Consider the following 23,374-nt stretch of genomic DNA (forward strand, 5'->3'; position numbering starts at 1 on the left):
GCAGACCAACCAGCCCAGCCGAGGACCAAAAGGCACTGGCTTTTAACACACTGTTGAGTTCTCAAGAAACGGACACACACCGTTGGAGATCTTTTTGAGAAGATCCCCGCTGGGGCATTTCCTCTATCTTAGCCTTTCCCGTTTCCTTTGTCGAATTGCTCCGACTTCGAAAGCGGGAGTCCTTTGGGATTTCTTTCGATCCCCCTTGGGACATTTCCCATCTTACCGTTTCCGCTTCGTTTGTCGAATTGACCGACAAGCGACACGAACTCGGCCCGCCCAACACTCACACAGGAAGCCCGAAGACTTCCTGTCTGATCGCAGGGAGGTTCCCGGAGATTGCATCATCAGATGATGATCAGCAACCCGATCGGGCCGACACATCCAGTTGGTCCCGTAACGGACGAGGTCCATCACGGCTCTTCGTTGGGGTGTCTTCCGCGGGGCCGGCCGTCTTGCGACGTCCTGCTCCCCCGCAGGCTCGGACAAGCTTAGGACACCCGGGCGTCGAGGTCAACCCCCGACGCGGGCGTATGCATAGTCGCAGGTAAATCTGCGTTCTGGAGTCATGCCCGCTGCGGCTGGACGTAAACCGCCGCCGCCAGATTTTTCTCCTCGGCCCCGTACGACGGCGCTCCCGAGCTGGTGCCGGGCACCGCCACTCCGCCGCCTTGCCGCAGGACCAGCCGCCGCTGGCCGGAGCCGATGGGCGGACGAACCAGTGACGGGACTTTGCGGTCAAGCATCACTCACGCCACGAACACCTCCAGCACGACCGGCACACCCGGGGAAGGACGGATGGTCAGACAGGCGGGAAGCCTTGAGCCCAGCCCGGCACAGCGCCGCAGGGAAGCGGATCCTGGACCGCAACCGGTGCCGGCACACCCAGACGGTCCGTCGTACGCATGGCGGACCCAACAACACGTCCCGGAGACTCGGGAGCGGCCCGCATCAGATCGGCCGCTCCCGAGGGCGAGTCCTTCCCCCCAGGTCAGACCACCGGCAGGGACGCCAGGCGTCCCTCCAGGCTCGCCACGTCCACGCGTGCCTGTTCCAGGCGGGCCCGGGTCTTGCCGACCACCTGCTCCGGGGCCTTGGCCATGAACTGTTCGTTGCCGAGCTTGCCCTCCGCCTGGGTGATCTCCTTGCGCGCGGCGGACAGGTCCTTCTCCAGCCGTGCGCGTTCGGCGGCAACGTCGATCGCGCCCGCCGTGTCCAGCCGCACGGTCACGCCCTCGACCGGCAGGGAGGCGGTCGGGGTGAACGAATCGCCCCCCGGCGTCAGGCGCAGCAGCGCGCGCACCGCGTCCTCGTACACCGGGTTCAGGCCCTCGATCGTCGCCGCGACCTTCTGGCCCGGCTTCAGGCCCTGGTCCGCGCGGAACCGGCGTACCTCGGTCACCAGGCGCATCAGGCCGGCGATCTCCGCCTCCGCCGACGGGTCCGCGAAGCCGTCCGTGGTCGGCCAGGCGGCCGTGACGATCGACCCACCGCCCGTCAGCGCGGTCCACAGCTCCTCGGTGACGAACGGCGTCAGCGGGTGCAGCAGGCGCAGCAGGACGTCGAGCACGCGGCCCAGCACGGCCGGGGCGTCGGCGCTCATGCCCGGCACCTTGGACAGCTCGACGTACCAGTCGCAGAACTCGTCCCACGCGAAGTGGTAGAGCGTCTCACACGCCTTGGCGAACTCGAAGTTCTCGAAGTGGGCGTCGACCTCGGCGGCCACCGACGACAGCCGGGACAGGATCCAGCGGTCCGCGACCGACAGGTCCTGCGGCAGCTCCCGGATCGCCGCTCCGTTGATCAGGGCGAAGCGCGTGGCGTTCCACAGCTTGTTGCAGAAGTTACGCGACCCCTGTGCCCACTCCTCGCTGACCGCGACGTCGCCGCCCGGGTTCGCGCCGCGCAGCAGGGTGAAGCGTGTGGCGTCCGCGCCGTACCGGTCGATCCACTCCAGCGGGTCGACGACGTTGCCGAACGACTTGGACATCTTCTTGCCGAACTGGTCGCGCACCATGCCGTGCAGCGCGATGACCTTGAACGGCTCGACGCCGTCCATCGCGTACAGGCCGAACATCATCATCCGGGCGACCCAGAAGAACAGGATGTCGTACCCGGTGACCAGCACGGACGTGGGATAGAAGGCGCGCAGCTCGGCGGTGTCCGCCGGCCAGCCCAGCGTCGAGAACGGCCAGAGCGCCGAGGAGAACCACGTGTCGAGCACGTCGGTGTCCTGGGTCCAGCCCTCCGGCGGCTGCTCCCCCGGACCGACGCACATCGTCGAGCCGTCCGGGCCGTACCAGACCGGAATGCGGTGGCCCCACCACAGCTGCCGGCTGATGCACCAGTCGTGCATGTTGTCGACCCACTCGAAGTACCGCGGGGCCATCTCCTCCGGCACGATCTTCACCCGGCCGTCGCGGACGGCGTCGCCGGCGGCGCGTGCGAGCGGCTCGACCCGGACGAACCACTGGAGCGAGACGCGGGGTTCGACCACCGTCTTGCACCGCGAGCAGTGGCCGACGGCGTGCACGTACGGGCGGGTCTCGGCGACGATGCGGCCGTCCTGCCGCAGCGCGTCGACCACGGCCGGCCGGGCCTCCAGGCGGTCGAGGCCCTGGAAGGGGCCGTGCGCGGTGATCGTGCCGCGCTCGTCCATGATCGTCAGCATCGGCAGCCCGTGCCGCTGCCCGATCTCGAAGTCGTTCGGGTCGTGGGCCGGCGTCACCTTGACGGCGCCGGTGCCGAACTCGGGATCGACGTGGGCGTCCGCGACGATCGGGATGTGCCGGCCGGTCAGCGGCAGCTCGATCTCACGGCCGACGAGATGGGCGTAACGCTCGTCGTCCGGGTGTACCGCGACGGCCGTGTCGCCGAGCATCGTCTCGGCCCGGGTCGTGGCGACGACGATCGAGTCGTCGCCCCCGCCGTACCGGATCGAGACCAGCTCGCCGTCGTCGTCGGAGTGCTCGACCTCGATGTCGGAGAGCGCGGTCAGGCAGCGCGGGCACCAGTTGATGATGCGTTCGGCCCGGTAGATCAGGCCGTCGTCGTACAGGCGCTTGAAGATCGTCAGGACCGCGCTGGACAGGCCCGTGTCCATCGTGAAGCGTTCGCGGGACCAGTCGACGCTGTCGCCGAGGCGACGCATCTGCCCGAGGATCTTCCCGCCGGACTCCGACTTCCACTCCCAGACCTTCTTGACGAAGGCGTCGCGGCCGAGGTCGTGCCGGGACAGGCCCTCCTTGGCGAGCTCGCGCTCCACGACGTTCTGGGTGGCGATGCCCGCGTGGTCCATGCCGGGCAGCCAGAGTGTGTGGAGACCGCGCATGCGCTGCCGGCGTACGAGCGCGTCCTGGATCGAGTGGTCCAGCGCGTGGCCCACGTGAAGCGATCCGGTCACGTTCGGCGGCGGGATGACGATCGAGAAACCGGGCGCGCCGGGTACGACGGCGGGCGTGAACAGGCCGCCGTCGGTCCAGCGTTGGTAGAGCCGTCCCTCGACGTCGGCCGGGGTGTACTGAGTCGGCAGAGCATCGTGCGAAGTCACCCGTCGGAGTGTACGGAGGTTCTCCCGGAACCGTGGTCTCGCCCCGCACATCCAGGCGTCTACGGCAGAATGCCGGGTTCGATGCGACGCGTCGGTGGAAAGGTCCTCTCAACGTGACCCATGACGGCCGCGCCACTGGGGCGAGCCGCGGTTTCGGAGGACAATGTGACAGGCAGCGACCAGCCGAACGGACTCTCGGGATGAGGCACAAGGGGAGACGACTCTCGTGAAGGCGCTCCTGGCCATCGCGGTCCTCGTCGTCGGCCTGGCGATGCTGGGCCTGGCCGCCGGGTTCGCCGCCAGCGCCATCCGGCGCACGCGGGCGGCCGAGTCGGCGGACGGGGAGTCACCGGCTCCACCCGCCCATCCGTACGACACCGCGCCTCCGCACCAGGAGTCGCCCCGCGGAATGTGGGCGGGCGCGGGGATCAGCGCGGCGCTCGGCATGGGCGCCCTGGTCACCGCCGCGATCGCGCTGTTGGCGGTCATGGCGGCGCCGACGCGGGTGCTGAACACCCCCGCGCAGGCCGGTGGCCTCCAGCGCGACGACTCCCCCGGCACACGGCAGCTCACCGACCGGCAGCGCCAGCGGCTGAAGGCGGCCGGCATGCCGAACCCGCTGACCGCCGTCTACCACCGTTCCGCGGAGACGACCACGACCGTGCTGTTCATCGGGGCGTCCGGGCACCTCGACGATCCGGCGACGCAGCTGAGGGAGTTCATCAACGGGCTGGCGGTCAGCGCGGGCTCGGGCGGCCGTACGCCGACGCCCTATCCGGCCGGGCGGCTCAAGGGCACCGTGATGTGCCTCGACCAGCTGAGCACCGGTCAGGCGACGCTGGCGGCCTGCGGCTGGGCCGACGAGGGCACGCTCGGAGTGATCACGACCGACGCGGGCGACGCCACGCAGGCGGCCGGACTGCTCCTGTCGATGCGGGACGACATGGAGAAGAAGCCCTGATCAGGCGGACTTCTCCCGCGGCTCCCGCTTGGTGCGCTCGCGTGGGACCAGCGTCGGGTTGACGTGCTCGTGGACCGCCTCGCGCGTGATCACCACACGGGCGACGTCGGCGCGGCTCGGCACCTCGTACATCACCGACAGCAGCACCTCTTCCATGATGGCGCGCAGTCCGCGCGCGCCGGTGCCGCGCAGGATCGCCTGGTCGGCGATCGCCTCAAGGGCGTCGTCGGTGAACTCCAGGTCGACGCCGTCGAGCTCGAACAGCCGGTGGTACTGCTTCACCAGCGCGTTGCGCGGCTCGGTGAGGATGCTGATCAGCGCCTCGCGGTCGAGGTTGTGCACGCTCGTGACGATCGGAAGGCGTCCGACGAACTCCGGGATCATCCCGAACTTCAGGAGGTCTTCCGGCATGACGTCGGCGAAGAGGTCGGCCACCTCGCCGTCGTCGTCCTTGGTGCGCAGAACCGCGTTGAAGCCGATGCCCTGCTTGCCGACGCGCTGCTCGACGATCTTCTCCAGGCCGGCGAACGCGCCACCGCAGATGAACAGCACGTTGGTGGTGTCGATCTGGATGAACTCCTGGTGCGGGTGCTTGCGGCCGCCCTGCGGCGGCACACTCGCGGTGGTGCCCTCCAGGATCTTCAGCAGCGCCTGCTGAACGCCCTCACCGGACACATCGCGCGTGATCGAGGGGTTCTCGCTCTTGCGGGCGACCTTGTCGACCTCGTCGATGTAGATGATGCCGGTCTCGGCCTTCTTGACGTCGTAGTCGGCGGCCTGGATCAGCTTCAGCAGGATGTTCTCGACGTCCTCACCGACGTAGCCGGCCTCGGTGAGGGCGGTCGCGTCGGCGATGGCGAACGGAACGTTGAGCAGTTTGGCGAGCGTCTGTGCGAGGAGCGTCTTGCCGGACCCGGTCGGGCCCAGCAGCAGGATGTTGGACTTGGAGAGCTCGACGCTCTCATCCCTGCCGCCGCTGCCCGACTGGATCCGCTTGTAGTGGTTGTACACCGCCACGGACAGGGCCTTCTTCGCCTTGTCCTGCCCGATCACGTACGAGTCGAGGAACTCGAAGATCTCGCGTGGTTTCGGCAGGTTGTCCCACTTGAGGTCGGATGACTCGGAGAGCTCTTCCTCGATGATCTCGTTGCAGAGATCGATGCACTCGTCGCAGATATACACGCCCGGACCCGCGATGAGCTTCTTGACCTGCTTCTGGCTCTTCCCGCAGAACGAGCACTTGAGCAAGTCACCACCGTCGCCGATGCGTGCCACCCTGTCTCCTTTACGTGGGGCCGCTCACCCTCGAACCGCGGGACGGACGAGGGAGCGTGCTGAGGCTCTCGACGTTGTCTCGACGTTACCGCCTGGCGGGCAGTGAGTGAGCCCTCCGGTGTGGTCGACATGGCCGACACCTGAGGGTCACTCAAGGGCCGCTTACGACGACACTACCTCGGAAACGCGCTTCTTGCGGCTCTCGATGATGTCGTCGATGAGACCGTAAGACTTCGCCTCCTCTGCCGTCAGGAATCTGTCGCGCTCGATGTCCCGGCGGACCTTCTCGACGTCCTGACCACTGTGCCGCGACAAGATCGTCTCCATCTCCTCGCGGATACGGAGGATCTCGTTGGCCTGGATCTCGATGTCGCTGGCCTGACCATACCCGCCTTCGGTGGCCGGCTGGTGGATCAAGATCCGCGAGTGCGGCAGCGCGGCGCGCTTGCCCGGCGTGCCCGCCGCCAGGAGCACCGCGGCGGCCGAGGCCGCCTGGCCGATGCAGACCGTCTGGATGTCGCAGCGGACGAACTGCATCGTGTCGTAGATCGCCGTCATGGCGGTGTAGGAACCGCCGGGCGAGTTGATGTAGATGCTGATGTCACGCTCGGGGTCGATGGACTCGAGGGTGAACAGCTGAGCCATCACGTCGTTCGCGGACGCGTCGTCGATCTGGACGCCCAGGAAGATGATCCGCTCTTCGAAGAGCTTGTTGTACGGGTTCATCTCCTTGACGCCGTACGTGGTGCGCTCGACGAACGACGGGATGATGTAGCGGCTCTCCATGGGCTGGACGCCCGCCCGGATCTGGTCGCTCACGGGGTTCAGCCCCCTCCGGTCGAAGTTCATGACACCGCGCCTTCTGAGGTGACCTGAGTGGCGTTGTGCACCACGTGGTCGATGAAGCCGTAGTCCTTCGCCTCATCGGCGGTGAACCACCGGTCGCGGTCGGAGTCGGTCTGGATCTGCTCGATCGACTGGCCCGTGTGGAAGGCGATCCGCTCGGCGAGCGTCTGCTTCACGTACAGCATCTGCTCGGCGAGGATCTTGATGTCGGACGCCGTCCCTCCGATGCCGCCGGAGGGCTGGTGCATCATGATCCGCGCGTGCGGCAGGGCGTAGCGCTTGCCGGGCGTGCCGGCGCAGAGCAGGAACTGCCCCATCGACGCGGCCAGGCCCATGCCGACCGTCGCGATGTCGTTCGGGACGTACTGCATCATGTCGTAGATCGCCATACCGGCGGTCACGGAGCCGCCCGGCGAGTTGACGTAAAGGTAGATGTCCCGCCGGGAGTCCTCCGCCGCGAGCAGCAGCAGCTCCGAACAGATGCGGTTGGAAATGTCGTCGTCCACCTGCTGCCCGAGGAAGACGATCCGCTCGCGCAGCAGACGCTGGTAAAGCTGGTCGCCCAACGGCAGGAGGGGCGCCTCGGCCGTGCGCGCCCGCACGGGCGCCGGCGGTTCGAAGGTCGGAGGCGTGGTCACTGCGTCACCTGCTCCGGAATCGTGGTCGTGGTCGGTTGCTTGCGACATTAACGCGCTGCGGCGAGGGCTTTGGCCGCGAGGGAGGCATGTTCGCTGTGGGCGTGGAAGGTGGGCCGACCCCGCAGACGCGAACGGGCCGGCGCTCGGTGCGCCGGCCCGTCGTGTCGCGGATCGATCAGGCGTCGGCCTTCTCGTCGCCGGCCTCGGCGGTCTCTGCCGTCTCAGCGGCCTCGGTCTCGGCCTCGACGGCCGCGTCGGCCTCCGCGGCCTCCTCGTCCTCACCGGCCTCGTGCCGCAGCATGGAGGCGATGTCGACCTCGGCGCCCTTGTCGTCGGTGGCCTTGACGTGCTCGACGACCAGGTTGAGGGCCTTGGAGCGCAGCACCTCCGACACCACGGCCGGGATCTGGTTGTTCTCGGTCAGGTGCTTGGCCAGAACGTCCGGCTGCACGCCCATCGACATCGCGTTGCGGACGACGTAGTCGGTCAGCTCCTCGTTCTCGACGGTGAGCTTCTCCTGCAGGGCGAGCTGGTCGAGGATGAAGCCGCCCTTGACCGCGTCGCGGGCGCCGTCCTTGAGCTCCTCCTCGTACTCCTCCGTGGACTTCTCCTGGTCCTCCAGGTACTTGTCGCGGCTCATGCCGTACATCTGGAGCTGCTGGTCGAGTTGCTCGTTGCGGCGCTCGATCTCGTTCTCGATCACGCTCTCCGGGAGCGGGATGTCGAGCTTCTCCATGAGCGCTTCGAGGGCCTTGTCCCGCGCCTGGCCGAGCTGCTGGTGGAGCTTCTGGTCGGCGAGACGCTTGCGGACGTCCTCGCGCAGCTCCTCGATCGTGTCGAACTCGCTGCCGAGCTGGGCGAACTCGTCGTCGAGCTCGGGCAGCTCCTTGACCTTCACGCTGTGCACGGTGACGGTGACCTCGGCCTCCTGGCCCTCGTGGTCACCGCCCACCAGCGTCGTGGTGAAGGTCTTGGAGTCACCGGCGTTCATGCCGACGAGCTGGTCGTCGAGGCCCTCGACCGAGCTGCGGCTGCCGACCTCGTAGGAGTAGCCGCTCGTACGGGCGTCCTCGACGTCCTCGCCGTCGGCGGTCGCGGCGAGGTCGATCGAGACGAAGTCGCCCTCCTGCGCCGCCCGGTCGGCGTTGGTCAGCGTCGAGAACCGCTCGCGCAGGTTGGAGAGGGTCTCCTCGACCTCCTCCTCGGTCACCTCGGCCGAGTCGAGCGTGATCTCGAGGCCGTCGTAGTCGGGCACCTCGAACTTGGGCCGGATGTCGACCTCGGCGGTGAACGCGAACTGCTGGTTGTCCTCCAGCTCGGTGATCTCCACGTCGGGCTGGCCGAGCGCGAAGAGCTCGGTCTCCTCGACGGCGCGGCCGTAGAGGCCGGGGAGCGCGTCGTTGACCGCCTCCTGCAGGACCGCGCCCCGTCCGACGTACTGGTCGATCAGGCGCGCCGGCACCTTGCCAGGGCGGAACCCCTTGAGGCGCACCTGCTGCGAGATCTCCTTGTACGCCTTCTCGAGGTTGGGCTTCAGCTCGTCGAAGGGAACCTCGACGGTGAGCTTGACCCGCGTCGGGCTCAGCTCCTCCACATCGGTCTTCACTTTGGGCGGTCTCCTTGATCCGGCCGCGGCACGGATTTCACGTTGGATGTCGTGGGCGGCTGCGTTTTCAGCCGGGACGCGGGCACGTCAGAGTGCGTCACCGCGCCTTCGCGCGCCAAGTCTATGGTGTTCCGGCCCGCGCGCGGACAGTTGGGGCGGCAATGCGTCGCCAAGTATTGCGAAAGGGCGCCTCCGAGCCCCTCCGCCGACTCTAGGAGCGCCGCTCCGCCGGCGAGGGGCGCGTCCGACCGGAGACGAGGCGTGACCGGGGTTGTCTATGTTGTCCGCTTGGGCGCAGAGGCGGGGGTGACCGCCGGAGATGCCCGGGACCTTCGTCCCTGCAACCGGGGCGTTTCGGACCGCCGACGCCGAGGCGATCCTCGTTAGCGTCGAAGCAGGGCGGCCGAGTTCCCCCGGCCATCTCCACCTGGACCCGGGCCGCCGCCGTGCAGCAGAGCGCGGGAGATCAGGTTGGTTGAGGGCGTGGACCTCGTGTACGACTCGGAAGGCCTGAAAATACTGACCGAGCGGGAATGCCGCGAGCTGCTCGGAAGCGTCCCCCTCGGCCGGATCGTCTACACCGACCGGGCGCTGCCCGCCGTCCAGCCGGTCAACTTCGTCATGGCCGACGGCGAGGTCGTCATCTTGACATCGGCCGGCTCAAAGCTGGCCGCCGCCGCCCGCAACGCCGTGGTCGCCTTCGAGATCGACCAGTTCAACCGCGACATCTCGTCCGGCTGGTCAGTGGTCATCATCGGCCACGCCCGCGTGGTCGCCGAGGACGGCGAGATCTCCCGCCTACGCACCCTCCCCCTGACCCCATGGAGCACCACCGAACCCACCCACTACATAGCCATAACCCCAGAACTAATCTCCGGCCGCCGCCTCCCACCCCAAAAAGAACCCCCCCATCCATAACCAAACCCCCAACAACGAGAACCCAAACACCGAGAGGCAAGCCCCAAGGGACCAGGACCTTACGGCGAAAGCCGACGACCGAAGGGCGAGAGCCGAGAGCCGAGAGTGGACGAGGGCCGAGAGCCACGAGGAACGTGAGCGAAGCCGAAGGCAAGCGAACATCGGGGGGCTCCGGGGGGTCGTCCCCCCGGGCAAAATCGCGGGCGACCGCGAAGCCGCCCCAGCGGCGAGTATGCGAAGCCGCCTCGTCGGGCTGGCCGGATTTGAACCGGCGGCCCCCGCGACCCAAACGCGGTGCGCTACCAAACTGCGCTACAGCCCGTGAACGAGTTGAGTGTAGCCCGGCTTGCCCCGGTCGAGGGTCACATTGATCGGCGCAGCCGATCATGCCTGTGGGGCGCGCGTCACAGTGCCGGGAACCGGTACGCTACGCGGGTGACGTGTTGGGTCCGGGGCGTTTGACGCCGGGATCTGCACGGCCGCGCGGGCGTAGCTCAATGGTAGAGCCCCAGTCTTCCAAACTGGCTACGCGGGTTCGATTCCCGTCGCCCGCTCCAAAGACCCAGGTCAACCGCTACTCGGTGGTGTGGATTTGGTTCACCGACTTCGTCGGATGACCACGCGAGCCACCTCGGGTGCTGCCGTGGCAGCCCGGGTCGTGGTCCAGAGCAGGGATCGATTCCGCGTTGAGGCGGAGATGTCGCCGTCGGTCGCGGTGTGCCCTCAGCGGCTTACCCAGCAGGACCAGCGGAGGAACACGCGGCGCGAGCGGCGTGCTACCGCTGATCTGGCGATTCTTCGATCACGGCCTTGTAGGCGTCGAGGATCGCCTGCAAGACAGTGGCGGCACTGTGCATCACGTCCTCTCTGCGACTCCTCTTCAGTACTCGTGCGGGCAAGCGCCATGTCATTTCGACCCGCGTGCCTTCTGCCACTGGCGTGAGGAGATGGTGCAGCTCACCATGCGATGGGCCTGTGCTCTGAGCCAGGAAGCTGTGTCCGGGCACCAGTTCGGTGACCACGCTGAAAGAGGGGCAGAGCTTCCCGTCGGCATCGCGCGTGATCTGGTACTGCGTCTCGCCCACCTGCCGCTCGGGGCTGCCCGGGACGCGCCCGCCGCAGAGCACGTCCTCTGGCAGCGCGACGCTCAGCGTGCCGGCGGCATAGATCGCCTCCCACACCTGTTCCGGAGGAGCGGCGATCAGCCCTGCCACAGCAGTGGTCGCGGGGTTCTTCAGCTCCCGTCGTCCCGCCAACCTTTGCCACACATCTGGGGGGATTCCGATGCCCGGCCACGGACGCCGGCCTTCCACCGCCGCCCGGATTGCATCGAGCCACACCTGCAGCCGCCATGGCCAGTTCGCTTCCCTGTCAGGCTTGAGTCCGCGCCGGACGGTCTGCCGCACCGCGATCGTCACTTTCACGCGCGCCCCTTCCGACGTGGCGGAGAGGGTGAAAACCGACTCGAGCACCGGCGTTCGGAAGCTGATCGCCTGGCCCGGCACCTCTTCGCGTACCGTGAGCACGGACCCTCCCACGTGGTCGCGGTGAACGCCGAGCCAGCAGAAGAGCCGTCCAGAGTCCGGCGGTGCGGCCACCTCGAACGCGAAGTGCCCTGGCCGCAGTGACCAGACCACCGGGTCGGCGAGCAGTGAGAACACCTGGTCCTGCTGCGCATCGACAAGCTGCGAACGCTCGACGACGACCGTCGTCTCCCACATGCCGTCTCCGATCACGTGCCAATTCGGACTTAACTCCGCAGCGGCGATCGCCATCCTAAGGTTCACAACATGCGAGACGGCGCAGGCCAGCAGGAGGGGCAGGAAGTGTCGCCCGTGTCCCCCTAAGCGTGCCAGTTCTGTGCCAGATCGGTCGGTCAGCAGATAACCCCGACCGCTTGTGCCAGAGCGGTGTGGTCAGGGTGTCGGATCTCAGCGAGGGCCCGGTCATGGCCGACGGCTGTCCGCACCGGCACCACGCCTCTGGTCTTCCAGTGTTCGGGATGCTGGAGACCGAGGGCCGGACGGCCTGCCATCGGCACGCTGAGAGATCCGGCGTGCGGGGTGTCATCGTGCGCCGCGCCGGCGCATTTCGGGTTGCCGAATCCGGCCGCGTAGTGCCCAGGAGTTCGGTGAACTCGGCGCCTCGGTATCCGGGATGCCGTCATGGTGAAGCCGCCATGCCACGGGCAGACCGGCCTCCGTGCGGCGGTCGCCGTCGGGATGTCGCGAGGGAGTCGAGGGCGATGGCCCGTTCTGGCGGGTGCCCGTCCTGCGCCGATCGGTCGCGTTTTCTGCCGTTAAGCGGACTCCATCAGGCCAGAATGCGCGAGGGATAGTCTTTCGGTTTCGGAAGAGAGTGACTGCTCACCTTCACCGTCTGCCCGTCCGCGGCGGCGCGCTTCGCCGGTCAGCGGCCGAGGCCGTGTTCGACCGAGTCGCCGACGCGCAGGGTGGCGTGGACGGCGCCCGTGTCCGGGTCCTCCCACAGCTTCGCGCCCAGGCTGCGCAGGAGGCCGACGGCGGCCGGGTTGGCGGCGTCGGTCTCCGCGATCAGGGCCGTCTTTCCCTGCGCGCGGGCTTCCTCGATCAGCAGGTGCAGGGCCGCCACACCGTGTCCCTTGCCGCGGGTCCGGCGGGTCAGCCAGATGCCGATCTCGGCCGCGCCGGGAGCCTCGGCCGGGGTGAGCCGTGTGGCGCCGATGACCTCCTCGCCGGCCATGATGGCGTACGTCGTGCCGGCGATCGAGCGGTGGAAGTCGCCGAACGCCGCGCGGCGTTCGGGGTTCCATCCGGGCGGGCCCGGAACGGGGGGCATGGCCTCGGCGGGGTCCGCGCCGGCCACGGCCGCCTCGAGTACCCGCGGCAGGAGCTCCTCGTCGATCGGCCGCAACGTGACAGTGCTCATGTGATCAGCCTGCCAGGTATGCGAGGCGCGCGCTCGCCGACACGAGCGGCGGCTCACTTACGCCAGATCAGCACCAGCGCGCAGTCGTCGTCGCGCGCGGCGGCCATCTCCGCGACGAGCTCTTCGGCGCCCTCGTGGAAGCCTCGGGGGACCAGGCGCTCGGCCTCGCCGACCAGCCGGTCGATGCCCGCGTCGAGGTCGCGGCCGGGCGCCTCGACCAGCCCGTCGGTGTAGAGCATGAGGGCGTCGCCGGGGCGGAGCGTGCCCTGTTCGGGGACGGCGCTCATCTGGGGTACGACGCCGAGGACGATGCCCTTGGCGGTGCTGACCTGCCAGGTGCCGCTGCCCGCGTCGAACTGCACGGCCGGCGGGTGACCGGCGGACTCGACGGTGTAGTCCCCCGTGGTCAGGTCGATGACCAGGTGCACGGCGGTGACGAACCCCTCGTCCCAGCGCTGCCGGTGGAGATAGTCATTGCAGGCCGGGAGGAAACGGTCGGGTTCGACCGAGCCGAGCAGGCCGCCGAACGCGCCCGACAGCATGAGGGCCCGGGTGCCGGCGTCGACTCCCTTTCCGGACACGTCGACGAGTGCGACCTCGAGTTTCTTGCCGTCGCACACCGACACGACGAAGTCGCCGCCGAAGGACGAGCCGCCCGCCTGCACCAGCACGACCTTGGCGTCCCAGCCCTTCGGCAGCTCGGGCATCTCGCCGTGGCGGCGGAGGCGGTCGCGCAGTTCGAGCAGCATCTGCTCACCGCGCAGCCCCTTGACGCCGATCTGCTGACGGCTGCGGGCCAGCACGATGGCCAGGATCGCGGTGACGACGATCGTCGCCATGACGCCGGGCCCGACCTTGTGGAAGCCGACGGCGATCGCGTCGTACACCAGGGCCGCCGCGACCACGCCGAGCAGCACGCCGAGGCCGCGTACGCGCAGGGTCAGCCCACCGGCGAGGACGGTGAGGACCACCCCGCTCGGGGAGAACCACGTCTGCGACACGGGCGCGGAGATGGCCAGCGCCGCAGTGATGACTATCAGGCCTATCAGGGCATTTCGGTCACTGGTGAGATGCCCGCGCCGCGCCCACCGGTAGAGCCACACGAGCACGGGGATCCGGCGCAGGAAGACGCGGACTCTCGGCGGCAGCAGGTGCACGAGGCGGCTAAGCATGATGCGGGCACTGTACCGACCATCGCCGTGTCCGCGCTGGAAGGCGGCACACCCTACACAAATCAAGACCGCCCGAAATGTAGTGGCCGAATCCGGCCGAACACCCGTAATCGCCCGGCCTTGACACCCCGCCCGCCGTGCCGCCGGGTTTCGCCCGAGCCACCCCGGGGAGATCTTTAGGACCTGTTTCGTACGTCCCGCCCGCGAAGGGCCGGGCCCGTCGGGACAGACGCTCGGGCGACGCGATGGAGGCAGTGATGGGTCAGGGGATGCGTGTCACGGTCGACGCGGCGATGCGGGCCCGCGACGTCTCTCGCATCCGGCCGCAGGACGAGGCGCCGCTGCCCGCCGAGGACCCGTCGGCCGAGCCCTCGCAGCCCGCGCCCCAGCCGACCCGGCTCCGCCGCGCGGAGAGGCGCCGGCTCGCCAAGCGCCGCGCCGCCGAGACGACCTCCTGACAGGTCCGGACTTCAGGGGGCGGGAATCTCTCCGGTCCGCTCGTACGCGCTCAGCATCGCGATGCGCCGGGCGTGTCGTTCGGCGCCCGAGTACGGCGTCGCGAGGAAGATCTCGACGAACCGCGTCGCCTCGTCCAGCGTGTGCATGCGGGCGCCGATGCTGATGACGTTCGCGTCGTTGTGCTCACGTGCGAGGTGTGCGGTCTCCTCGCTCCACGCCAGCGCCGCGCGTACGCCCTTGACCTTGTTCGCCGCGATGGCCTCGCCGTTGCCCGAGCCGCCGATGACGATGCCCAGCGCGCCCGGGTCCCCCACCGTGCGGGCCGCGGCGCTCAGGACGTACGGCGGGTAGTCGTCCTCGCCGTCGTACTCTTGCGGGCCGCAGTCGAAGGCCGTGTGGCCCTGGGCGGCCAGCCACTCGAGGAGGTGCCGCTTCAACTCGAAGCCCGCGTGGTCGGAACCGAGATAGACGCGCATGCCGCAGAGTCTGTCAGGTGCGCCTCCGGCGGCGCGCACGGGATCGGGTCAAAGCTGGAGAGACTTGATCTCGAGGAACTCCTCCAGCCCGTACTCGCCCAGTTCGCGGCCGACGCCGGACTGCTTGTAGCCGCCGAACGGCGCGATCGGGTTGAACCGGCCGCCGTTGATCTCGACCTGGCCGGCCTTGAGCCGCCGCCCGACCGCGACCGCGTGGTCCTGGTCCGCCGACCAGACGCCGGCGGCCAGGCCGTACGGGGTGTCGTTGGCGATGCGGACGCCATCGTCCTCGGAGTCGTAGGCCATGACCGACAGGACCGGCCCGAAGATCTCCTCGCGGGCGATGGTCATCGACGGCGTGACGTCGGCGAAGACGGTCGGCAGAACGTAGTAGCCGCGGCTCAGCGTGGTGTCGGCGCCGCCGGTCACGAGCCGCGCGCCCTCGGAGACGCCGCGGTCGACGTAGCCGCGTACGCGGTCGAACTGGGTGCGTGACACGAGCGGGCCGAGCCGGGTGCCGTCGGCGAACGGGTCGCCCGGCGTGTAGCGCTCGGCCGCCTTCACGGCGAGCTCCACGGCCTCCTCGTACCGGGAGCCGGGCACGAGCATGCGGGTGAGCGCGTTGCAGGTCTGACCCGAGTTGACGTACGCCTTGGCCACGCCGACCTTGACGGCGAGCGGCAGGTCGGCGTCGGCGAGGATGAGGTTCGGCGACTTGCCGCCGAGTTCGAGCGCGACGCGTTTGACCGACTCGGCGGCCAGCGCGGCCACCCGCCGGCCCGCGCGGGTCGAGCCGGTGAAGGAGACCATGTCGACGCCCTCGTGCGCGGCGATCGCCTCGCCGACGACCGGGCCGTACCCGGAGACGAGGTTGAACACCCCCGGCGGCAGGCCGGCCTCGTCGATGATGTCGGCCAGGGCGTACGCGGCGAGCGGGGCGACCTCGCTCGGCTTGAGCACGATCGTGCAGCCGGCCGCGAGTGCGGGCGCGACCTTGGCGACGACCTGGTGCAGCGGGTAGTTCCATGGCGTGATCGCGCCGACCACGCCGACGGGCTCGCGCACGATGAGGGAGTTGCCGCGGCGCTCACCGGCGAAGTCGTAGCCGTCGAGGATGTCGAGGATGCCGCTCAGCACGGCGATCGGCGTGCCGACGTGGATCTTCAGCGCGGCTTGGTACGGCGCGCCGAGGTCGGTGGCGATGAGCGTGGCGAGGTGCTCCTGGCGGGCGGTGATGCCGTCGAGGACCGCCCGCAGGAGGGCGGCGCGCTCGGCGGGCGGAGTCGCCTCCCAGGCGGGCAGGGCGCGGCGTGCCTCGGCCACCGCGCGTTCGACGTCGGCGGCCGTGCCCGCGGGCACCCGGTCGATGATCTCCTCGGTCGCGGGATTGACGACGTCGATGGTGTCCGGAGTAGAGGAGTCCGCCCACGAGCCGCCCACATAGATCACATCGCGCATGTGCACATCCTTCCCCGGCGAACGTACGGGGACCACCCACACGGGTTAATGGACCCTCGGTCCCGGGTGGCGCCCAGGTAGCTGTTGCGAAGAATTTGCAACAAGGATTGAATGGCAACGCAGACCCCCGAGCGAGGAGCGACCCATGGCACGGTCCACGACATCCACGCGGCTCGGCAGAGCCGAGTGGGGCCGGCTGGCCGGCATGACCGGCTTCGTGGTGGCGCTGCACGTCGTCGGGTGGGGGCTGTTGTTCCTGCTCATCCTCCCCGGGCACTACCACCTGGGCGACGGCAAGCTGTTCGGCGTCGGCGTCGCGCTGACCGCGTACACGCTGGGCATGCGTCACGCGTTCGACGCCGACCACCTGGCGGCGATCGACAACACCACCCGCAAGCTCATGTCCGACGGGCAGCGTCCACTTTCGGTCGGGTTCTGGTTCTCGCTCGGGCACTCCTCGGTGGTGTTCATCGCGTGCGTGCTGCTGGGCTTCGGCATCAAGGCGCTGTCCAACGGCATCTCCGACGAGCACTCGGGCCTGCACACCGTCACCGGCACGATCGGCCCGACCGTCTCCGGGACGTTCCTCGGCGTCATCGCGGTGATCAACCTGGTGATCCTGGTCGGCATCCTCAAGGTCTTCCGCGACATGCGGCGCGGCGTCTACGACGAGGCGGCGCTGGAGGAGCAGCTGAACAACCGCGGTTTCATGAACCGCATCCTGGGCCGGTTCACCAAGGCGATCACCAGGCCGTGGCAGATGTACCCGCTGGGCTTCCTGTTCGGGCTGGGCTTCGACACCGCGACCGAGGTGGGCCTGCTCGCGCTGGCGGGCTCGGCCGCGGCCGCGAGCTCCCTGCCCTGGTACGCCGTGCTGTGCCTGCCGGTCATCTTCGCCGCCGGCATGTCGCTGTGGGACAGCATCGACGGCACGTTCATGAACTTCGCGTACGGCTGGGCGTTCTCCAACCCGGTCCGCAAGATCTTCTACAACATCGTGCTGACCGGCGTCTCGGTGGCCTTCGCGTTCGTCATCGGCGGCACGGAGCTCCTCCAGGTCGCCCAGGACCGGTTCGGCCTGCACGGGACCTTCTGGGACTGGGTGGCCGGCCTGGACCTCAACACCGCCGGGTTCATCATCACGGGCGTCCTGCTGGTGCTGTGGATCGGCGCCGTCGCGATCTGGAGGTTCGGCCGCATCGAGCAGCGCTGGTCCGCCGCACTGCGCGACTCCGAGGGCTGATACCGCCCGGCCCGGGTGGCCCCCTCCCGAGCTCGTCAGCGGCCGGTGGGCGACCGTCCCGCCGCGGCGCGTTGGGCGTCGGTGGGCGTGGGGTGAGGCAGGGGACGGGCCCCCTCGGGGCGCATCCCGTCGAAGATCAGCCCCAGGTAGCGCCGCCACAGATCAGGGACGGCCTCCCGCAGCGGCGCGGCGGCCTGGGCGGCGGCGCCCAAAAGCAGCACGATGTCGTAGCCGACGACATCGGCGCGGACGGCGCCGTGCCGGCGGGCCCGGTCGGTGAGGGCCTCCGCGACCTCGGTCAGGTGGTCGCCGGCCGCACGGACCTCGGGGTCGGCACGGACGTCCGTGGTGGCGGCCTGGCAGAACGAACGATCACGGATCTGGAGCTCGACTCCGATGGTCATGAACTCGACGAGAGCGGCCTCCGGGTCGGCCGCGTCCAGCAGGGCGGTGCCGGCGGCGGCGAGCCGGTCGAGCTGGTCGGACAGGATCGCGGCGGCCAGACGCTGTTTGGTGGGGAAATGGCGGAAGACCGTGCCCTTGCCGATCCCGGCGCGCGCCGCGATCTGCGCGATCGAGACCTCCATGCCGTGCTCGGCGAACGCGGCCGCGGCCGTGTCCAGCAGCAGCCGACGGTTTCGCGCCGCGTCCGCCCGCATTCCCCGCCGCTCCGCGGTATCGGTCATCCCTTGATCACCTCTCGCCGTACATCCTACTAACGTGACCGCTCGGTCCGGTTTGCTGCTAGGGTCCAACCTGACCGTCCGGTCCGTTTTCGCCTCCGTCTTTTCGACGCCGGGACACGAGGAGTGGTGATGACAGCGACCATGCGAGCCGTGGTGGCCGAGGGCTTCGGCCCGCCTGACAGGCTGGTCGTCCGGCGCATGCCGATACCTGTGCCGGGGCCCGGCCAGGTTCAGGTGCGAGTGCGGGCCGCGGCGCTCAATCCGGCCGACCTCCGCCTGCTCGACGGTGTGCTGCGCGAGCAGGCTCCGTTGACGTTCCCGCATGTGCCGGGGAGCGACTTCTCCGGCACGGTGACCGGACTCGGGGACGGGGTGTCGCGCTTCGCGGTGGGCGATGAGGTGTTCGGACTGGGCCTCCCCCGCACCGTGGCTCCGATGGCGGCGATCGTCTCCGATCCGCCATCGCTGACGACCGGCACGATGGCCGAGTACGCGGTCTTCGACGCGGACGCCCCCGCCCTCGCGCCGCGCCCGGCGAAGCTGGCGGCCGAGCATGCCGCCGGCCTGCCCATGGTCGCCCTGACCGCGTTGCCGCTGCTTCGCCGGAGTCGTCTTCGGCCCGCGGACACCGTGCTCGTCGTCGGCGCCACCGGGGGTGTCGGTAGCGCGGTGGTTCCCCTTCTCGCCGACGCCGGGGCACATGTGATCGCGACCGCGGGTGAGGCCGACCGACGTCATGTCCGGGCGCTGGGCGCCGCGGAGGTGATCGATCACCACACCGACGATGTGGTGGCCGAAACGCTCCGGCGCCACCCCGCCGGCATCGCGGCAGTGGTCAACCTCGCCCTGCCGGGCCGGCGTCTGGTGGACTTCGCCCGGCTGGTCCGCCGGGGAGGCCAGATCCTCAACGTCGCCTTCCCCAAGCCGGACCCGGCCGCATTCGACCGCGACGACCTCACCGTCGAGACCGTTTTCACCACCGCGCGCCACGGCGACCTGGCCGAGGTCGCGGCACGAGCGATCGACGGGTCGCTGCCTGCCGCGATCGGCCGTCGCTACCGCCTCGACGACGGCCCCCGCGCCTACCGCGAACTGGTTTCCGAACACACCCGGGGCAAGCTGCTCGTCGTCATGGACGAGCAGCCCTGATCCGCGTCACCGCGCACGACGACGGAGCGCGGGTGCCGGAGTTCGGTGTCGCCCGGGTCCACGACGCGCGGCAGGGGCCGCCGGCACCCGCCGCGTCTCTCAGTCGAAGATGGGGTCGCGGGTGCGGCTGCGCTTGAGCTCGAAGAAGCCGTCGGTGCCGGCGACGAGGCGTACGCCGTCCCACAGCTTCGCGGCGTCCTCACCGCGCGGGATCGGCGACACGACCGGGCCGAAGAACGACGCGCCCTCCACCGAGATCACCGGGGTGCCGACCTCGTAGCCGACCCGGTCCATGCCGTCCTTGTGCGAGGCGCGCAGCGTGGTGTCGTACTCGTCGGTGTCGCCGGCCTCCGCGAGGTCGCGGTCGAGACCGGCCGCCTCCAGGGCGTCCTCGATCGTCTCGCGGGTCTGCGGGAGCTTCTCGTTGTGGAAGCGCGTGCCCAGCTCGGTGTACAGCCTCCCGAGCACCTCGGGGCCGTACTTCTCCTGCGCCGCGATGCACACGCGCACCGGGGCCCACCCCTTGGCCATCGACTCCCGATACTTCTCGGGAAGGTCGTCCCGGCCCTCGTTGAGCACCGACAGACTCATGACGTGCCAGCGGACCTCGATCGGCCGGAGCTTCTCCACCTCGAGGATCCACCGCGACGTGATCCAGGCCCAGGGACACCTCGGGTCGAACCAGAAGTCAACCGGCGTGCGTACGGCGTCGGCCACCGTAACCTCCACAGCGTTCGTAGGGCTTCCTGTACGGGGCCAACCGGCATCCTCTCCGAAGCATTCCAACCTTAGGGTTTGCTGAGAGTTTGGACCAAGATCCTCATTCGACGGGTTAGATGGTGTGGCGGCGTGCCGTTCCGTGCGCCCGGCGGGGAGCCGTACGGTGGGATGGACAATGACGTCGCATTCATGCACTTGAGGCGAGGAGTTCACTTGGCTGGCAACCTGACGCGCGATGAGGCGCGTGACCGCGCCCGGCTGCTCACCGTCGAGTCGTACAACGTCGATCTCGACCTGACGACGGGTGCGGAGACGTTCGTCTCGGACACCACGATCAGGTTCGGCTGCGCGGAACCCGGCGGCTCGACGTTCGTCGATCTCCACGGCGCGAAGGTCCGCGAGATCACGCTCAACGGCCAGAGCCTCGATCCGGGCTCCTACGACGCCGAGAAGGGGCGCGTCCCGCTCCCCCGGCTGGCCTCCTCCAACGAGCTGCGCGTGGTCGCCGACGCCGCCTACTCCCGTACCGGCGAAGGGCTGCACCGGTTCGTCGACCCGGTCGACCAGAAGGTCTACCTCTACACGCAGTTCGAGACCTGCGACGCGCACCGGATGTACACCTGCTTCGACCAGCCCGACCTCAAGGCGCGCTTCGAGCTGAGCGTCACCGCGCCGGAGGACTGGCAGGTGATCACGAACAACGCTCCCGACCGGTCCGAGGGCGGCCGCTGGCACTTCCCCGCCACGCCGGGCATCTCCACCTACATCACCGCGCTGGTGGCCGGGCCGTACCACGTCGTGCGCGACGAGTACCGCCATGATGACCAGGCGATCCCGCTGGGCGCCTACTGCCGGGCCAGCCTCGCCGAGTACTTCGACGCCGACGCGATCTTCGAGGTCACCAAGCGGGGCTTCGACTTCTTCTGCAAGACCTTCGCCCGGCCGTACCCGTTCGACAAGTACGACCAGCTCTTCGTGCCGGAGTTCAACGCGGGCGCGATGGAGAACGCCGGCTGCGTGACGTTCCTGGAGGACTACGTCTTCCGGTCCCGGGTCACCGACGCGGCGTACGAGCGCCGCGCCGAGACGATCCTGCACGAGATGGCGCACATGTGGTTCGGCGACCTCGTCACCATGCGCTGGTGGGACGACCTGTGGCTCAACGAGTCGTTCGCCACCTACATGAGCGTGCTGTGCGAGGCCGAGGCCACGCAGTGGACCGGCGCGTGGACCACGTTCGCGAACCTGTGGAAGACCTGGGCGTACCGGCAGGACCAGCTCCCGTCGACGCACCCCATCTCGGCCGACATCCCCGACATCCGGGCGGTCGAGGTCAACTTCGACGGCATCACGTACGCCAAGGGCGCGAGCGTGCTCAAGCAGCTCGTGGCCTATGTCGGCCGTGACAACTTCATCAGCGGCGTCCGCAGCTACTTCGACCGGCACGCGTGGGGCAACACCTCGCTGTCGGACCTGCTCGACGCGCTCGAGGAGACCTCCGGCCGCGACCTGACGTCCTGGTCCAAGGAGTGGCTGGAGACGGCCGGCGTCAACACGCTGCGCCCCGCGTACGACGTCGGCGACGACGGCGCCTTCACCTCCTTCGCCGTGCTCCAGGAGGCCCCGGAGGAGTACCCCACGCTGCGCTCGCACCGCGTGGCCGTGGGCCTGTACGACCGCACGCCCGAGGGCATCGTGCGGCGCAGGCGCGTCGAGCTCGACGTGGTCGGCGCCCGCACCGACGTGCCCGAGCTGGTCGGCGAGGCCCGCCCGGACCTGGTGCTGGTCAACGACGACGACCTGACCTACGCCAAGATCCGGCTCGACGACCACTCGATGGGCACGCTCATCGACGGCATCGGCGAGATCGCCGAGGGGCTGCCCCGCGCGCTGTGCTGGTCGGCCGCCTGGGACATGTGCCGCGACGCCGAGGTGGCCGCGCGCGACTACGTACGCCTGGTGCTGTCCGGCATCCGCGGCGTCACCGACGTCTCGGTCGCCCAGTCGCTGCTGCGGCAGGCCCGCACGGCGACCCGGCAGTACGCCGACCCGGAGTGGCGTGCGACCGGCTTCGGCCTGCAGGCGGACGCGCTGCACCGGCTGATGACCGAGGCCGAGCCCGGCTCGGACCGGCAGCTCACCTACGCCCAGGCGTTCGTGGCCGTCGCGACCTCGGCCGAGCACCTCGGCTACGTCCGCGGGCTGCTCGACGGCTCGGTCACCCTCGACGGACTCGTGATCGACACCGATCTGCGGTGGGGGCTGCTGCGCCGGCTCGTCGTCCGCGGCGCCGTCGGCGAGGCGGAGATCGCCGCCGAGCTCGAGCGCGACCCGACCGCCGCGGGCGAGCGCCACGCGGCGGCCGACCGCGCGGCGATCCCGACCGCGGAGGCCAAGGCCGCCGCCTGGGACCGCATCGTCGCCGGCGACCTGCCCAACGCCATCTTCCGCGCCACGCTCGGCGGGCTGTTCGACGTGGACGACACCTCGCTGGTGAGGCCGTACGTCGAGAAGTACTTCGCCGAGGTCGGCCGGGTCTGGTCGGAGTGGTCGAGCGACATGTCCAGCACGTTCGCCGAGCACGCCTACCCGTTCCTGGTGACCGAGCCGAGCACGATCGAGCGCACCACCGCCTACCTCGACGAGCAGAACCCCCCGCCCGCGCTGCGGCGGCTGCTCGTAGAGGGCCGCGACGGTGTCGCCCGCGCGATCCGGGCCCAGCAGAAGGACCGTTCTGCACGCTGATCACCGGGTTGATGCGGCTGTGCCGCGGTTCGTCATGACAGAGTGAACGGGTGGAAACCGCCCGCGATGTTCTGACGACCCTCGCCCGGCGGTACGCCTTCGGCGACCTGGCCGCGCTCTGCGAGGCCGGGGCGGCGAGGCTGCCGTCGGGCGTCGCGGCCGAGGTGCGGCTGCTGTGCTCGTTCGGCCAGCGACTGATCGACCTGGACGCCGAGGACTTCGGCATGCCCGAGCGCACCGGCGATCCGGTCGTCGACGAGTACAGCGTGCCCGAGCACCTGCTGGGCCGCGCACGCGCCAGCCGGATGCCGCAGTCGGCGAAGGAACGTTCCCGCGGGGCGCTGCGCACGCTGCGCCCCGCGTACGGCCTGCTGCTGGAGGTCATCGAGGCGCGCTGGCACCGCCGCGAGATGGCGCCGCTCGTGGCCGCCGTGCACATCGCGTCGGAGTACCTCCCGCTGCTCGCGTGGCAGCCGGTCCTCGGACACGCCGGCGACCCGGCGCTGCTCCCGGAGTCGGTGTCGGGGCCGGGCACCCGGTTCGGCGTGCCCGGCGGCGCCACCCG

At 69.4% G+C, this 23,374-nt stretch carries 19 protein-coding genes, 2 tRNA genes and 1 pseudogene; 8 read left to right on the top strand and 14 right to left on the bottom strand.

The window, feature by feature from the left end:
• Positions 1 to 566 precede the first annotated feature (566 nt).
• Together ACFFNX_RS13360 and ACFFNX_RS13365 are read right to left on the bottom strand one after the other, a co-directional pair.
• Positions 567 to 746 (bottom strand): hypothetical protein, encoded by a 180-nt coding sequence (locus ACFFNX_RS13360; RefSeq protein ID WP_378200304.1) that lies wholly within the window; start codon positions 744 to 746, stop codon positions 567 to 569.
• Positions 747 to 991: 245 nt separating this feature from the next.
• A complete protein-coding gene (locus tag ACFFNX_RS13365; protein WP_378200307.1) occupies positions 992 to 3,550 on the bottom strand; it encodes a valine--tRNA ligase in 2,559 nt (852 codons plus the stop codon).
• Between the two features lie 226 nt (positions 3,551 to 3,776).
• Between ACFFNX_RS13365 and ACFFNX_RS13370 the strand changes: the two genes are divergently transcribed.
• Entirely contained in the window at positions 3,777 to 4,511 is a 735-nt protein-coding gene (locus ACFFNX_RS13370) for a hypothetical protein (RefSeq protein WP_378200310.1), read from the top strand.
• Here the strand turns inward: ACFFNX_RS13370 and clpX are convergent, their stop codons facing one another.
• The 4 genes from clpX to tig form a co-directional block, all read right to left on the bottom strand.
• Complete coding sequence (gene clpX, locus ACFFNX_RS13375) at positions 4,512 to 5,786, bottom strand: ATP-dependent Clp protease ATP-binding subunit ClpX (RefSeq protein WP_329255645.1); 1,275 nt, start codon at positions 5,784 to 5,786, stop codon at positions 4,512 to 4,514.
• Between the two features lie 162 nt (positions 5,787 to 5,948).
• On the bottom strand, positions 5,949 to 6,572 hold the full coding sequence (locus ACFFNX_RS13380) for an ATP-dependent Clp protease proteolytic subunit (RefSeq protein WP_446678515.1): 624 nt from the start codon (positions 6,570 to 6,572) through the stop codon (positions 5,949 to 5,951).
• A gap of 59 nt (positions 6,573 to 6,631) precedes the next feature.
• Positions 6,632 to 7,270 (bottom strand): ATP-dependent Clp protease proteolytic subunit, encoded by a 639-nt coding sequence (locus tag ACFFNX_RS13385; protein ID WP_378200316.1) that lies wholly within the window; start codon positions 7,268 to 7,270, stop codon positions 6,632 to 6,634.
• Positions 7,271 to 7,445: 175 nt separating this feature from the next.
• The gene (gene tig / locus ACFFNX_RS13390; RefSeq protein ID WP_378200319.1) at positions 7,446 to 8,876 is read right to left on the bottom strand and encodes a trigger factor; all 1,431 of its coding nucleotides are present in this window, start codon (positions 8,874 to 8,876) and stop codon (positions 7,446 to 7,448) included.
• A gap of 471 nt (positions 8,877 to 9,347) precedes the next feature.
• On the opposite strand from tig, the gene ACFFNX_RS13395 reads away from it, so the two are divergent.
• On the top strand, positions 9,348 to 9,794 hold the full coding sequence (locus ACFFNX_RS13395; RefSeq protein WP_378200322.1) for a pyridoxamine 5'-phosphate oxidase family protein: 447 nt from the start codon (positions 9,348 to 9,350) through the stop codon (positions 9,792 to 9,794).
• 248 nt (positions 9,795 to 10,042) lie between these two features.
• On the opposite strand, the gene ACFFNX_RS13400 is transcribed toward ACFFNX_RS13395, so the two are convergent.
• Positions 10,043 to 10,116, bottom strand: a tRNA-Pro gene (locus ACFFNX_RS13400).
• Between the two features lie 161 nt (positions 10,117 to 10,277).
• On the opposite strand from ACFFNX_RS13400, the gene ACFFNX_RS13405 reads away from it, so the two are divergent.
• Positions 10,278 to 10,351: transfer RNA gene (locus tag ACFFNX_RS13405), tRNA-Gly, on the top strand.
• A 219-nt stretch (positions 10,352 to 10,570) separates the two neighbouring features.
• Here ACFFNX_RS13405 and ACFFNX_RS13410 read toward each other — a convergent pair.
• From ACFFNX_RS13410 to ACFFNX_RS13420, 3 genes are all read right to left on the bottom strand, one after another.
• A complete protein-coding gene (locus ACFFNX_RS13410) occupies positions 10,571 to 11,515 on the bottom strand; it encodes an SRPBCC family protein (protein ID WP_378200325.1) in 945 nt (314 codons plus the stop codon).
• Positions 11,516 to 12,203: 688 nt separating this feature from the next.
• Complete coding sequence (locus tag ACFFNX_RS13415; RefSeq protein WP_378200328.1) at positions 12,204 to 12,701, bottom strand: GNAT family N-acetyltransferase; 498 nt, start codon at positions 12,699 to 12,701, stop codon at positions 12,204 to 12,206.
• Positions 12,702 to 12,754: 53 nt separating this feature from the next.
• Positions 12,755 to 13,873: a PP2C family protein-serine/threonine phosphatase gene (locus ACFFNX_RS13420; protein WP_378200331.1), complete on the bottom strand. Its 1,119-nt coding sequence runs from the start codon at positions 13,871 to 13,873 to the stop codon at positions 12,755 to 12,757.
• Between the two features lie 257 nt (positions 13,874 to 14,130).
• Here ACFFNX_RS13420 and ACFFNX_RS13425 point away from each other — a divergent pair, with 257 nt between their 5' ends.
• Positions 14,131 to 14,331, top strand: coding sequence for a hypothetical protein (locus ACFFNX_RS13425; RefSeq protein ID WP_378200334.1), 201 nt, complete (start codon positions 14,131 to 14,133; stop codon positions 14,329 to 14,331).
• A gap of 12 nt (positions 14,332 to 14,343) precedes the next feature.
• Here ACFFNX_RS13425 and ACFFNX_RS13430 read toward each other — a convergent pair whose 3' ends face one another.
• Together ACFFNX_RS13430 and ACFFNX_RS13435 are read right to left on the bottom strand one after the other, a co-directional pair.
• Entirely contained in the window at positions 14,344 to 14,808 is a 465-nt protein-coding gene (locus ACFFNX_RS13430) for a ribose-5-phosphate isomerase (RefSeq protein WP_378200337.1), read from the bottom strand.
• Positions 14,809 to 14,856: 48 nt separating this feature from the next.
• Positions 14,857 to 16,266 carry an aldehyde dehydrogenase family protein gene (locus ACFFNX_RS13435; RefSeq protein WP_378200340.1) on the bottom strand — a complete coding sequence of 470 codons (1,410 nt, stop codon included), beginning with the start codon at positions 16,264 to 16,266 and terminating at the stop codon, positions 14,857 to 14,859.
• Between the two features lie 145 nt (positions 16,267 to 16,411).
• On the opposite strand from ACFFNX_RS13435, the gene nicT reads away from it, so the two are divergent.
• Positions 16,412 to 17,509: a Nickel transporter NicT gene (gene nicT / locus ACFFNX_RS13440; RefSeq protein ID WP_378200343.1), complete on the top strand. Its 1,098-nt coding sequence runs from the start codon at positions 16,412 to 16,414 to the stop codon at positions 17,507 to 17,509.
• A gap of 35 nt (positions 17,510 to 17,544) precedes the next feature.
• Here nicT and ACFFNX_RS13445 read toward each other — a convergent pair whose 3' ends face one another.
• Complete coding sequence (locus tag ACFFNX_RS13445) at positions 17,545 to 18,195, bottom strand: TetR/AcrR family transcriptional regulator (RefSeq protein ID WP_378200346.1); 651 nt, start codon at positions 18,193 to 18,195, stop codon at positions 17,545 to 17,547.
• Between the two features lie 129 nt (positions 18,196 to 18,324).
• Here ACFFNX_RS13445 and ACFFNX_RS13450 point away from each other — a divergent pair, with 129 nt between their 5' ends.
• Positions 18,325 to 19,344, top strand: coding sequence for an NADP-dependent oxidoreductase (locus ACFFNX_RS13450; protein ID WP_378200349.1), 1,020 nt, complete (start codon positions 18,325 to 18,327; stop codon positions 19,342 to 19,344).
• Positions 19,345 to 19,443: 99 nt separating this feature from the next.
• Here ACFFNX_RS13450 and ACFFNX_RS13455 read toward each other — a convergent pair whose 3' ends face one another.
• Positions 19,444 to 20,061 carry a mycothiol-dependent nitroreductase Rv2466c family protein gene (locus ACFFNX_RS13455; protein ID WP_378200352.1) on the bottom strand — a complete coding sequence of 206 codons (618 nt, stop codon included), beginning with the start codon at positions 20,059 to 20,061 and terminating at the stop codon, positions 19,444 to 19,446.
• Between the two features lie 216 nt (positions 20,062 to 20,277).
• On the opposite strand from ACFFNX_RS13455, the gene pepN reads away from it, so the two are divergent.
• Positions 20,278 to 22,809, top strand: a complete 2,532-nt coding sequence (pepN, locus tag ACFFNX_RS13460; protein WP_378200355.1) for an aminopeptidase N — start codon at positions 20,278 to 20,280, stop codon at positions 22,807 to 22,809.
• A 50-nt stretch (positions 22,810 to 22,859) separates the two neighbouring features.
• A pseudogene (locus ACFFNX_RS13465) lies at positions 22,860 to 23,374 on the top strand (hypothetical protein); the annotation flags it as partial.

This window comes from Actinoallomurus acaciae, from assembly GCF_042429965.1.
GTDB classification, from domain to species: Bacteria; Actinomycetota; Actinomycetes; order Streptosporangiales; family Streptosporangiaceae; genus Actinoallomurus; species Actinoallomurus acaciae.